Origin of the sequence: Pseudomonas phenolilytica (genome assembly GCF_021432765.1) — a bacterium.
GTDB classification, from domain to species: domain Bacteria; phylum Pseudomonadota; class Gammaproteobacteria; order Pseudomonadales; family Pseudomonadaceae; genus Stutzerimonas; species Stutzerimonas phenolilytica.
The window spans coordinates 3,006,690-3,019,593 of record NZ_CP058908.1; the positions used below are offsets into that span (position 1 = coordinate 3,006,690).

Consider the following 12,904-nt stretch of genomic DNA (forward strand, 5'->3'; position numbering starts at 1 on the left):
TCAAACCGCGTGCCATAGGCCCGCGACCGGCTGAGCGGTGACGTTCTCCCTTTCGGTTACAAGGATTTTCAAGTGTTCGATTCGATTACCGGGCTGATCGGCCAAGGCGGCTACTTCGGCATTCTCGCGCTGATGCTGTTGGAAAATCTGTTCCCGCCGATTCCGTCGGAAGTGATCATGCCGCTGGCCGGGTTTCTCGCCGCGCGTGGCGAGCTGAATATCATTGGCGTGGTGATCGCCGGGACGCTCGGCTCGTTCCTCGGCGCGCTGCCCTGGTACTACGCCGGCGCATTGCTCGGCGAGAAGCGCATGCGTCGCTTGGCCCAGCGTTACGGTCGCTGGCTGACGATATCGGGTGACGATGTCACCGACGCGGGCATCTGGTTTCGCGCGCACGGGCGCAAGGCGGTGTTCTTCGGCCGTCTGGTGCCGGCGATCCGCACGCTGATCTCGGTGCCGGCCGGCATCGCGCATATGCCGTTCCGTTCCTTCGCCTTCTATACCCTGGCGGGCTCGGCGATCTGGACCTTCGTGCTGGCGCTGGCCGGTTACCTGCTGCACGCCGAATACGACCGCGTTGCCGAGTACCTGGACCCGGGTTCGAAGATCGTGCTCGGCGTCATCGTGCTGGTCTACCTGTATCGCCTCGTGCGCAACGGCCACGCGCTGCGCCAGCGGTAAGGCGAACGGGGCCGCAACGCCTCAGTCCCGCGGCTGGCCACGGCCGCTGAGCAGAATCGCCCGGCTGCGTTTGCCCTTCATCAATGTCTTCATGAGACTGCGCCGGGCCTGTTCGTCCAGGAAGAACGCATCCGGATCGGGCAAGTCGCGTTCGCGCAGAAACTGCCCGTCTGGCTCGGCCGGCTCCACCACTTCCACCACCGTCGCGGTGCCAGCGCCACGGATGGCGTCCCATCCCTTTCCGTGGCCTTCGACCAGCACAGGCGTATCACCGGGGTAGCCTTGCAGGATCGCTATCAGTTCAGCCGCTGTCATTTCGTACCATCGCCAATGAGCGCGCAGGCGCAATGAGCGGCATCTTATCCGCTTCGCTGCGGTTATTCGTAGGCGAAGGATTACCGGCGCTTTGCAAAGAACTCATCGACCGCAACCACGAACTCGGCCCGTTGTGCGCACTCTAGGAACATTCGGTGTTCCAGCTCCAGCTGTACCTCCAGCGGCGCGGATCTAGCACGCAGCAGTAGTGATTTAGTGGCTCTCACTACATGTATAGGCATCGTCGCCAGCCGTTCGACCGCGGTCTGCACGGCTTGGTCCAGACGCGTCCTATCAACCACCTGATTTACCAGCCCCCACTCAGCGGCTTGTCGCGCATCGAGTCCGCGACTCAGCAGCGCGATCTCAATCGAGCGACTCAATCCAAGCCTACGTACGAGGTGCCAGGACAAGCCGAGATCGCAGGTCGTTGCGATGTTCGAATAGGCGTAGACGAAACGGGTGTCTTGCGCAGCAATCGAAATATCCGCCAGACACGCCAGGCTGAGCCCCGCGCCTGCAACGGCCCCCTGCAGGCGCGCAATGATCACGATCGGCATCGCCTGGAGCAAAAGCACGGCCTGATTCATCGGTGGAATGATCGCTGCCACTGCCGCTTCGGGATCCTGACGCAGCGCGTGCAGGTCGCCGCCCGCCATGAAGGCTTTCCCGCTGCCCTGCAAGACGAGCGCCTTGAGCTCGTCTCGCTCGGATAGCGACTGGCAGGCTTGCAGAAACTCCTGGGCCATCGCAGGGCTCAGCGCATTGAGCGTGTCCGCCTGGATGAAAGTCATCCAGGCGATCCCGTTTGCGATGCTCAGGGTGAGCGTCTTGCCTGCATAGTGCGGCTCCTCGCTCGCGTCTGGCACAGCGTTATCCTTCATTTGCGCTGGTCGACCGTCACGATCTCGCGAGGCTCGGCAAAGCTCACCGGCACATCCGCCTCATCCATGAAGAACTGCTGATACCACTCGCGCAGCTGGTAGACCGGGCCGTCGCCCTCTGCCAGAACCGGATTGTCGATGCGGATCTTGTGCTTCCAGATATCGACGTCCTGGTAGAACGAGGTTCGATTGTTCTGAACGTACTGCAGGGCCAGTTCCTTGTTCTGCTCCTCGCTCCAGCCAGACACCTTCTTGACCAGCACGCCAAAGCGCAACTCGAAGCTCTCGGGGCCAATCGGCACGTGGCAGTTCAGCAGAATACTTTCGACCAGCAAGCCCTCGAAGTTGGCTCTCATCCGGGTGAAATGGGTAGCCGGACCGTAGTAGGCAGACTCCGCAACCAGGTCACCACCCAGGCGGCCCGAGTCGCCATGGAATATCTGGTGGCCGATATGTCTGTCGAAGATATTGGCGAAGTAAGTGGTCGGCGTGCCGTGCACAGGCCCGAAGTGCTGCGCGTCGGCCAGGTTGTCGACCAGCTCGCGCGGATTGGTTTCGATCACCATCTTGTCGATGTGCCAGTCGTTGTCCCACTCGTCACTATCGATTTCCGGTAGGTACGGGATCTCGACACCTGGTGCGGGCGGATTACCCTCGGGATTATTCCAGACGAACAGCAGCCGATTGACCTCGCAGGTCTGCCAGCTTCGGGTTTTGGCCTTCGGAGGGATGCGCTTGCAGTAGGGAATTTCTGCACAGCGACCGCTGGCTTCGAACTGCCAGTGGTGAAACGGACAGACGACGCGTCCATCTACCAGCTCGCCCTGCGACAGGTCAGCGCCCATGTGCGGGCAATGCGCGTTGAGAATGCTGATCGTGCCTTGTTCATTGGCAAAAGCGACCAGCCGCGTGCCGAAGATGTTCAAGGTGTGAAGCTTGCCGTCGCGGTAATCATCGGCCATGCCGAGGCAGTGCCAGCCACGAGCGTATCGGTATTCGGCAGTGGCAGCCGCTGGTTTGATGTTGATCAGTTGCGTCATGTCGTTACCCTCAGGCGTTCTTCTTGTTAGCGGGTGTGGCGGGTTGAACCACACGGGACATGGCGATAATCGGCAACCTGACGCGGTGCTTCATCCCTCAGATGGACTAGATCGGCTGCTTATAAAAGGTGGGGAGCCGCGGCCGGTCTGGGCCCGACCGCGGCGAAGTCGATGCTGCGGCGTCAGTGGTCAGCGAACGTCACGCATGTGCGGGCGCGGCAGCCGCACAACCGGGATCTTCAGCGGTGCGAGCTGGCTGCCGCCCAAGGCCACCACGCTGTTGAGCATCACGCGCACGAGCTCGGCCTGACGACGAACCCCCGTCTTGGAAAAAATGGCGCGCAAATGGGCCCGCGCCGTATTGCGCATGATGTTCAGGTTCTCCGCTGCCTCCTCCAGCGACAGGCCGTTGGCCAGTTCCAGGGCCAGAGCGGTTTCCGCCGGGGTGAAGTTGAAAAGCTGTTTGGCCACCGTGTTGTTGACCTGCGACTTGCCGACCGCATCGCGCACGTAGAGCACCACCGCCGGCTGGCCTTTGCCTTCGACCCAATCCACCGAAGGCATCGCTTCGGCCACGATTCCGAGATTGACCTCGCCGGAAGGCCGGGCAATGGATAAGGCATCACGCTCCAGCGGGCGCTGGCCTTGATGCGCGGCAAAGGCCTCGTTGATCAGTTTGTGAAGCTCCCGGTTATCGCTCGGGTAGGTTGCCTCGAGGCGACCGCCGACAAGCTTCAGGCCGTCAGCACGCTCCAGCAACTCGCGCGCAACTTCGTTGAGTTGCAGCACCGAACCGCTTTCGTCGAGCACGATAGTCGCGACAGACAAGCGCGTTATGGCTTGCGAATAGAGCGTTCCGATCATCTCGCTACGGTTGAGCAGGTTGTGCATGTGCAAGCTGCGCCGCAGATGTGGCAGCAACATCCGGCAGACTTCGCGATCGCGCGGGCCAAACTCCGGGGCATCATGCGAACGGGTGATGCGCAGGCGCACCAGACCGGCATCGGGCGTCGAGATGTCCGCGCCCATCAGGTGATAGACGTCGTAGTTGCGGCACAGCTCTCGGTAGTAATGCGAGGTCTGCCAATCTGCTTCCGACAGCACGTCGAGCTCGGTGAAGACGGTGTCTGCCGGCTGATGGCCAAAAGGCGTGGAGCCCTCCTGGTAGGCCTGGTAGCACAGTCGTCCGTGCTCCTTGTAATTGCCGGCGACCAGCATCAACCCCAACTCCTCCATGCCCACCACTTTGAGGATGAGCGTGACGTAATTGGCGCGGAAGTAGACGCGCAACGCTTCCAAGGCGCGGGTCAGCGCTTCGTTGTCGAAGGCACCTTCCTGCAGGATGCTCACCAACTGGTCGTACTCGGTGAGCGACAGCTGTTCGGTGACGGATACGGGAAAAACGTTCTTGGAAGCCGTGGAGAGCGACATCGTCTGCATATCGAACCTCGCTTGCTGTCGGCCGCGAGGGCCTCAGCACTTATTTTTATTCTGGGTCTGTTCCGGCTGTAGCCGGCAAGCAGCTTGCCATTTTTCGCCTGGAACGCGCGCATGCTCTGTCTCGAAATTTCTTTCAGTTTTTTTCCTGGGCGGTCGTCCTCCCTAGGCTGACTACGCTGTTCAAAATAATGCGGACAAGTTCCGTCTGGCGCCTGACGCCGGTTTTCGAGAACACCGCGCGCAGGTGCGCACGCGCGGTGTTTCGCCGGATGCCCAGCGACTGCGCCGCTTCCTCCAGCGAAAGCCCGTTGGCCAGCTCTATTACCAGCGCCGTTTCCGACGGGGTGAACCCGAATAGCTGACGCGCCATCGCATCGCTGAGCAGCATTCGCTCCTCGGCATCGCGCACGTAGACCAGCAGCACCGGCTCGTCGCCATCGTCACGCCATTCACCGGCAGGCACGGCTTCAACCACCAGACCGAGGCTCACCCGCCCCGATGGCCGTGATATGGACAGCGCTTCGGTCTGTTCCTCCGCCGCAGCGACACCCTTGCGCAACGCGCCGCGCAAGAGCTGATAAAGACGTTGGTTATCGCCCGGGTAGTAGGCCTCGAGTCGGCCGCCGACACTCTTCAGGCCATCGCCACTGGCGAGCAACTCGCGGGCCACCCGATTCTGCTCGACGATCCGGCCGCTGGCGTCGACCACCAGCGTGGCCACCGACAGGCGCCCGATGACCTGCGAGTAGATCGAGCGAAGCGACTCGTTGCGACCCAGCAGCACATTCAGACGTAGAACCCGCGAAAGGTGCGGCACGAGGCGCGCGCAGAACGCCTTTTCCGCCTCGGAAAAGTCCGGCGCCGACTCCGGTCGCGTGATGCGCATGCGGAAGGTGCCACTGCCGGAGGCCGCGATATCGACCGCGAGCACGTGAAAAACCCCATGCGTCGCACAGTAGTTCTGGTAGTACGGCGACCCGCGCCAGGTCTGGAGATCCATCAGGTCGCCAACGCTGAACACTCGATTCGGCGGCAGATTTACGAACGGCGTGACTTCGTGGGGGTAGTCGAGGTAGGTGATGCGCCCCTGCCCCTCGATATCGCCGAAGACGATCATCAGTCCCTGGTCCGAATCCTCGCCCGGTGGGCGCAGGATCAGCGTCACGTAGTTCGCGGCGAACAGCTCGTGCAACGCACGCAGCGCCTGTTGCCAGCCCTGCTCCTCCAGCGCCGCGTCGTACAGCGTGCCGAGCAAGCTGTCGTAGTGATCGATCGCCGGCGCAGCCGCTGTTGCAAGGGCGATCACCGTTCAACCCTCTACGCTGGCGGCTTGCGCCACAGCTTTGCGTTGCGAAGCGACAGCCACCGGCGGCGCCGGCCTGGGCTGCGCCTTGACCAGCCGCACCGAGCGGTCGAACCAGGCGGCCAGGCCCGGCAACAGGAAAATAGCACCGAACACGTTCACCAGGAACATGAAGGCCAGCAGGATGCCCATGTCAGCCTGAAACTTCAGCGGAGCGAAGGCCCAGGTGCCGACGCCCACGGACATGGTGAACGCGGTGAACAGGGCCGCCGTACCGCGCTGGCGCATGGCCTCGTAGAAGGCCGTGCGCAGATCTTTGCCGGCCGTCAGTTCATGCTGCATCCGCTCGTACAGGTAGATGCCGTAATCGACACCGACGCCCACGCCAAGCGCCAGCACCGGCAGCGTGGAGACCTTCAGACCGATACCGAAACTCGCCATCAGCGCATTGCACAAGGTCGCCACGATGGCCAACGGCGTGATGATGCACAGCACAGCGCGGAACGAGCGGAACGTCAGCCAGCAGAACAGCGCCACCGAACCGAGCAGTGCGCCATGCATCTGCACCTCGGCCTGCTTGACCGCTTCGTTGGAAGCCGCCATCACGCCCGCATTGCCGCCGGCCAGCTTGAACTGCACCTTGCTCTGATCGACACCGGCGAGGATGCGCTCGATCTCCGAAACCACATGCTCGATGGTCTCGCCGCTGTGATTCTGCAGGAACACCAGGATCTGCATGGTCTGGCAACCATCGAGCACCAGGCCGTGGGACTGTGAGTAAGCCATCGAGCCGGGCTGCAGCCCGCGCTGGGCGCCGGGAATCGCCGCCCAGCGTGGATTGCCTTCGTTATTGCTGGCAATGGCCACCTTGCCCATCCCCGCCACGCTCTGGACCGACTGCACGCCGGCAATGCTGCGGGTCTGGAAGTCCACCTGCTCCACCGCGCGCATCACGTCGGGGTCCAGACAGGCCTCCTGAATGCCCGGTACCTCGGCATAGATCGACAGCACGTCGAGGCCGATCGAATAGCTGCCGATGATCTGCGCGTTGTCCCGGTTGTAGCGAGAGGTGTCGCGCAGCTCGGGAGCGCCGGTGCCGACATCGCCGACGACCAGATCACGGCTTTTCCAGGTTCCGGCCAGCAACAGCACCAGACTGACCGCGAACACGACCAGCGCCGGCCCGGCGTGGCCACCACTGAAAGCTTCCACCACAGCGCATGGCGCCCGCCGGCTGTCCCGTTGCTCTGCACGACAGCGCCGCGCTCCAGACGCATGTGGGAAATGATGATCGGCAGCATCAGCTTGTTGGTCACGATCATCAGCATCACGCCGATGCACGCCGTCAGCCCCAGCTCCCGCACGATCGGGATATCGATCAGCATGATCACGCCAAAGCCCAGCGCATTCATCAGCAGCGCCAGCGCACCCGGCACGAAGATCTTGCAGAACGCCGCATGGGCGGCCGCTTCCGAACTGCTGCCGGCCAGCACGTCCTGCTTCCAGGCGTTGGTCATCTGCACGGCGTGCGACACACCGATCGAGAAGATCAGGAACGGCACCAGGATCGACATCGGGTCAATGCCCAGGCCCAGCAGCGGCAGCAGGCCAAGCAGCCAGATGACCGGCAGCAACGCCACCAGCAGCGCCACCACCGACAGCTTGAGCGAACGGCAGTAGAGCCACAGCAGCGCCGCAGTAATAAAGAAGGCGATCACGAAGAAGCCCATGACTGCGATCAGGCCGTCCACCACATCGCCGACCAGCTTGGAGAAGCCGACAATGTTCAACTCGATGTTCTCGTTATCGAAACGCTGGCGAATCTGCTCCAGTTGATCGGCGATCTCGATGTAGGACACCCGCTCGCCGGTTTGCGGATTGATTTCCTGCAGGTCGGCGCGAACCATCGCGGCACTGAGGTCGTTGGCGACCAGCCGGCCGATCTGCCCGGAGCGGGCGGTGTTGTTGCGTACCTGAGCCAGGTCTTCCGGCGTGCCGCTGAACTGCGGCGGAACCACTACGTCGCCGACATAACCCTGCTCGGTGACCTCGATGTAGCGCACGTCTGGCGTGAACAGCGAGCGCACGCTCGCGCGACGGACACCTGGAATGAAGAACACCTCATCGGTCACTTCGCGCAGGGCCTCGAAAAATTCCTTGTTGTAGATGTCGCCCTCGCCCTTCCAGCGCACGCTCACCAGAATGCTGTTGGCACCGGAAAATATCTCGCTGTAATGCAGGTAATTACGCATGAAGGCATGCGAGATCGGAATCTGCTTGTTGAAGCCCGGATCCAGGCGGACCTGGGTTGCGCTGTAGCCCAGCGCCAGGGTGATCAGCACGAACAGCGCGAGCAGAGGCTTGCGCCACGCCAGCAGGCCGTCGGCACAACGCTCGACGATACGGTCGACCAGACGCGTACGGTTCATCATGACGACTCCTTAATGGCCGGCGGCGAACAGTGAATTCAGTTGCAGAGCCAGCCCGCGCTGGCCAGCGACCACCAGTCGACCGTCCTTGAGCATCACCGCGGAGGTCAGCGTGTCCTGACCTTTCAGATAGCCCGTCGTAGTCAGGTCCCCGGCGGCGTCGAGCCAGGCATAGGCGCCACCGCTGCCGACGATCAGCACGCCGTCATCAGCGGTGCGCACGTGTCCATAGAGCGGCAGCCGGTGGCCCAGCTCGACCTGTTCCCAATGAGCGCCATCGTCATGACTGACGAACACATGGCCACGCATGCCGTAGGCCACCCAGTTGCGTCCGGATAGCTGCGATACGCCAAACAGCGAGCCGTCGTAGAACGGCTCGACCTGCTCCCAAGTCGCACCGTCGTCAGTCGTACGCAGGACCAGGCCCATCTCGCCGACGAGAATACGGCGACCGTCGGCCGCGCCGTCCATGCTGTTGAGGTGCTCGCCATTGATCGGCAGTTCCTGCTTGCTCCAGGTCTGCCCGGCATCGCTGGAAACGAAGAATTTGCCGAAGCTGCCAAAGGCGTAGATGCGATTACCATCGGCGCTCCAGAGCCCAAGCAACGGTTCGCCGAGCTCGGCGTCGTGCAGGGTCGTCTCCCAATTGAGACCACGGTCGGTGCTGCGCAAGATGAGGTTGTCGTGCCCGACGGCAAGCAGCATGTCCTCACCGAAGGCGGCGACCGCAGTGAGTGTGACAGGCTCGCGAACCGCCTCCTGGCGGGACTCCCAGCTCTTGCCGTCGTCGACGCTGAAGAGGATGACGCCTCGCTCGCCCACCGCCACCAGCGTATCGCCGAGCCGGGTCATGTCGTTGATATGGACGCGCGAAACGTTCAGCGCTGCGCTTGCCGTGGCTTCGTCGCTGCGAGGTGAGAAGGCGTAGACCACCAGCACCGCGACGACTAGACAGAATAAATAGCTGATCACTTTGCTCATGGCACGCCACCCTCTGGTTGGACGCCTGGCTCCGGATTCGGAGCAGCGCCCGTTGTTCTTGTTCTGAGTTCCGCCGACGCTCGCTCCAGTTACCTGGGGCGCCGTCTTTGCCCGATCTTGTGCCGGCGCGAGACGCGCAACATCGTCCAAATGGCTTACACCTGGATCACCCGCCCGCACCGGTGCCGATCAGGGCAGCTCGAACAACCCGGCAGCCCCCATTCCGCCGCCGATGCACATGGACACCACCACGTAGCGGGCGCCGCGGCGGCGGCCTTCGAGCAGGGCATGGCCGACCATTCGCGCGCCGCTCATGCCGAACGGGTGGCCGATGGCGATGGCGCCGCCGTTGACGTTCAGCCGTTCGTTGGGAATGCCCAGCGCATCGCGGCAATGCAGCACCTGGCAGGCGAAGGCCTCGTTGATTTCCCACAGGTCAATATCGGAGGCCCGCAGGCTGAAGCGTTCCAGCAGCTTGGGCACGGCGTAGGCCGGGCCGATGCCCATTTCCTCGGGCTTGCAGCCGGCCAGCGCGATACCGCGATAGATGCCCAGCGGGGCGAGGCCACGACGTTTGGCTTCGTCGTGGCTCATCAGCAGGCAGGCGGCAGCGCCGTCAGAAAGCTGCGAAGCGTTGCCGGCGGTGATATGTGAGCCCTGCTCCACCCACTTGCCGTTCTTCCATACCGGGTTCAGGGCCTGCAGCGCTTCGAGCGTGGTACTGGCGCGATTGCACTCGTCGCGGTCGGCGACGACCGACTCGTGCCCGTTCGGATTGCCTTCCTTGTCGAACAGCAGCCGACTGGCCGCCAATGGCACTATCTCGTCGGCGAACAGCCCGGCCTGCTGGGCCGCCGCGGTGCGCTGCTGGCTCTGCAGGGCGTACTCGTCCTGGGCCAGGCGGCTGATGTGGTAACGATTGGCGACGATCTCGGCGGTCTCGATCATCGGCATGTAGGCGGTCGGCATCACCTCCAGCACCGCCTCGGACTGGGCGCGGTACGCATTCTTGTGCTTGGTCTGGGTCAACGACAGCGACTCGACGCCACCGGCGACGGCGATATCCAGCTCGCCGCAGGCAATCGACTTGGCCGCCGCGCCGATCGCCATCAGCCCGGAGGCACACATGCGATCCAGCGCCATGCCCGGAACGCTGTCCGGCAAGCCGCCGGTGTAGGCACACAGGCGGCCGATATTGAAGCCCTGCGTACCCTGCTGCACGGCAGCACCCATGATCACGTCGCCGACCTCGTCCGGCGCGACGCCGGCGCGTTCGACTACTGCGCGAACGACATGGCCACCGAGCACCGGTGCCTCGGTATCGTTGAACGAACCCCGGAAGGACTTGGTCAGCGCGGTACGCGCGGTGGAAACGATCACAGCTTCTTGCATGACAACATTCCTCATGGAGCGGGGTTGAAGGTGTAGCGACTGATGGTGTCTACCACGCAGCCGGGGCGATCGCTGCCCTCGATCTCGACGGTCACGCGCACCACGACCTGCAGCGCACCGTTGGCCAGCGCCTCCACTGCGGTGATTTCGCCGACGCCGCGCACGCGGGCGCCGACCCTGACCGGCGCCGGGAAACGCACCCGGTCGCAGCCGTAGTTCACGCCCATCAGCAGGTTGTCCACGCGCATCAGCTGCGGCAGAAAGAAATTCACCAGCGAGAGGGTCAGGTAGCCGTGGGCGATACAGCCGCCGAACGGCCCGCCGGCGGCACGAACCGGGTCGACATGAATCCACTGGTGGTCGCCGGTAGCCTCGGCAAAACTGTTCACTCGTTCCTGCTCAATAAGCAGCCAGTCGGTGGCGCCGAGAGAGGTGCCGACGGCCGCCTGCAGCTGCTCGGCGCTTGCGAATACGTGAGTCATGGCGGCTCCTCAGGCGTGCTGCGAACTGACCGAAAGCACCTCGCCCACCATGTAGGAGGCGTAGTCGCTGGCGAGGAACATCATCACGTTGGCCACCTCCCAGACCTCGGCGGCGCGGCCGAACGCCTCGCGGCTGGCGAGTTGTTCGAGAAGCTGCTCGCTGGAGGCCTTCTTCAGGAAGTCATGCAGGGCAATCGACGGCGAGACGGCGTTGATGCGCACGCCAAACTCGGCCGCCTCCAGTGCGCTGCAGCGCGTCAGCGCCATCACGCCGGCTTTCGCGGCGGCGTAGTGAGCCTGTTCCTTCTGTGCCCGCCAGCCGAGCACCGAAGCGTTGTTGACGATCGCCCCGGCGCCACGACGCTGCATGTGCGGCAGCATGGCGCGCGTCATGCGAAAGGTCCCGGTGAGGGTGATATCCAGCACCCGCGACCATTCCTCGTCGCTCATCTCGGCAACGCGCTTCTGGCCACCGAGTCCGGCGTTGTTGATCAGCACATCGACTCCGCCCAAAGCCTGCTCGGCCGCGGCGACCAGCGCCTGGACCTCTTCTTCGACGGTCACGTTGCACAGCTGGCCGTAGATCGCCTGGAGACCGGTTTCGGCCTTCAGCCGCTCCACGGCCTCTTCCAGGCGACGGGGATGGATGTCCGAAATCATCAGCGCCCGGCAGCCTTCTTCGGCACTGCGGCGTGCTGCGGCATAGCCGATGCCGGCGCCGGCAGCAGCGGTGATCAGAACGGATTTGCCAGCCAGCAATTGGTGGCCAGGCACATAGGCAGGAGCTTGTCTCATGATGTCGACCTCAGGAATGAAGAACCTTGAGGTCATCTAAACGCGCCACCCGGCGGGCCGGCATCGTCAAAACGGACGGGGTGGTGAAGCGGGTCCGTGTACAGCCAGCGGACCGGGGTTACGTAGGGTGGAAAACGGCGCAGCCTTTTCCACCATCGGCCGCGACTGGTGGAAATTCGCTACGCGAGATTTCCACCTTACGGCGAGAGCAGCCAACCAGGATGGTTGTTTCAGCTACCCCAGACCTTCTGCGCCGGTGGCGCCTCGGCGAGGATTTGGGCGATAGCCGCGCCGACTTCCGCAGGCTTCCAGCGCTCGCCCTTCTCCCGCGTGACACCGGTGCGCCAGCCATCAGCCAGGGAAATACGCCCGCCTTCGGCCTCGAACACGCAACCGGTGACCTGCGCCGATTCGGCCGACGCGAACCAGGCGAGCACGCTGGAGACATTCTCAGGTGCCCAGTAGTCGAAGCTGCCGTCCTCGGGCTTCGCCATGCGCGTGGCCATCGCTTCAACGGCAGTCGTCATGCCAGTACGCGCGGCGGGCGCCACGGCGTTGGCGGTGATGCCATAGCGGCCAAGCTCGGCGGCCTGGTTCAAGGTCAGCGCGGCGATGCCAGCCTTGGCCGCAGCGTAGTTCGACTGACCAATCGAGCCCTGTAGTCCGGCCCCGGAGGTGGTGTTGATGATGCGCGCGTCGACTTTTTTGCCGGCCTTGCTCTGATCACGCCAGTAGTGAACCGCATGCGAGGCAATACAGAAATGGCCCTTCAGGTGCACGGCCATGATGGCGTCCCAGTCGGCCTCTGTCATCGAGGCGAACATGCGGTCGCGGTTGATCCCCGCGTTGTTAAGCACCACGTGCAGGTCGCCGAAGGTCTCGATGGCCTGGCGCACCGCATTCTCGCTGTCGGCATAGTGGGTGATGTCCGAAGTATTCACCACCGCCCGACCGCCGGCTTTGGTGATCTCGTCCACCACCGCCTGCGCCGCCGCCTGGTTGATGTCGTTGACCAGCACGCAGGCGCCTTCGGCGGCGAAAACCCGCGCATGCGCGGCCCCCAGGCCGCCACCCGCGCCGGTGATGATCACCACGCGATCGTTGAGAATTCCCATGCTTTGCTCCTTTTAATAACTGAAAGCCGCTCCGGAGGTCGGAGGCG

General features: G+C 63.4%; 11 protein-coding genes and 1 pseudogene. 1 reads left to right on the top strand and 11 read right to left on the bottom strand.

Going from position 1 to position 12,904, the window contains the following annotated elements:
• Positions 1–72: 72 nt before the first annotated feature.
• Complete coding sequence (locus tag HU825_RS14440; RefSeq protein ID WP_077683260.1) at positions 73–681, top strand: DedA family protein; 609 nt, start codon at positions 73–75, stop codon at positions 679–681.
• A gap of 21 nt (positions 682–702) precedes the next feature.
• Here HU825_RS14440 and HU825_RS14445 read toward each other — a convergent pair whose 3' ends face one another.
• The 11 genes and pseudogenes from HU825_RS14445 to HU825_RS14495 form a co-directional block, all read right to left on the bottom strand.
• On the bottom strand, positions 703–996 hold the full coding sequence (locus HU825_RS14445; protein WP_234302315.1) for a hypothetical protein: 294 nt from the start codon (positions 994–996) through the stop codon (positions 703–705).
• 80 nt (positions 997–1,076) lie between these two features.
• A complete protein-coding gene (locus HU825_RS14450; protein ID WP_081002783.1) occupies positions 1,077–1,880 on the bottom strand; it encodes an enoyl-CoA hydratase/isomerase family protein in 804 nt (267 codons plus the stop codon).
• Positions 1,877–2,920, bottom strand: a complete 1,044-nt coding sequence (locus HU825_RS14455; RefSeq protein WP_234302316.1) for a 3-ketosteroid-9-alpha-monooxygenase, oxygenase component — start codon at positions 2,918–2,920, stop codon at positions 1,877–1,879. The genes HU825_RS14450 and HU825_RS14455 overlap by 4 nt, the downstream gene beginning before the upstream one ends.
• Before the next feature lie 189 nt (positions 2,921–3,109).
• Positions 3,110–4,351 carry a helix-turn-helix transcriptional regulator gene (locus tag HU825_RS14460; protein ID WP_037020138.1) on the bottom strand — a complete coding sequence of 414 codons (1,242 nt, stop codon included), beginning with the start codon at positions 4,349–4,351 and terminating at the stop codon, positions 3,110–3,112.
• A gap of 142 nt (positions 4,352–4,493) precedes the next feature.
• The gene (locus HU825_RS14465; RefSeq protein ID WP_202966894.1) at positions 4,494–5,615 is read right to left on the bottom strand and encodes a helix-turn-helix transcriptional regulator; all 1,122 of its coding nucleotides are present in this window, start codon (positions 5,613–5,615) and stop codon (positions 4,494–4,496) included.
• Between the two features lie 54 nt (positions 5,616–5,669).
• Positions 5,670–8,095 (bottom strand): annotated as a pseudogene (locus tag HU825_RS14470) (efflux RND transporter permease subunit).
• 9 nt (positions 8,096–8,104) lie between these two features.
• A complete protein-coding gene (locus HU825_RS14475) occupies positions 8,105–9,073 on the bottom strand; it encodes a WD40/YVTN/BNR-like repeat-containing protein (protein WP_077683256.1) in 969 nt (322 codons plus the stop codon).
• Between the two features lie 189 nt (positions 9,074–9,262).
• Positions 9,263–10,465: an acetyl-CoA C-acyltransferase gene (locus HU825_RS14480; protein ID WP_077683255.1), complete on the bottom strand. Its 1,203-nt coding sequence runs from the start codon at positions 10,463–10,465 to the stop codon at positions 9,263–9,265.
• Between the two features lie 11 nt (positions 10,466–10,476).
• Positions 10,477–10,947 (bottom strand): MaoC family dehydratase, encoded by a 471-nt coding sequence (locus tag HU825_RS14485; RefSeq protein WP_077683254.1) that lies wholly within the window; start codon positions 10,945–10,947, stop codon positions 10,477–10,479.
• A 9-nt stretch (positions 10,948–10,956) separates the two neighbouring features.
• Positions 10,957–11,742 (bottom strand): SDR family oxidoreductase, encoded by a 786-nt coding sequence (locus HU825_RS14490; RefSeq protein WP_054094727.1) that lies wholly within the window; start codon positions 11,740–11,742, stop codon positions 10,957–10,959.
• A gap of 230 nt (positions 11,743–11,972) precedes the next feature.
• Complete coding sequence (locus tag HU825_RS14495; RefSeq protein WP_054094726.1) at positions 11,973–12,857, bottom strand: SDR family oxidoreductase; 885 nt, start codon at positions 12,855–12,857, stop codon at positions 11,973–11,975.
• Positions 12,858–12,904: the final 47 nt, after the last annotated feature.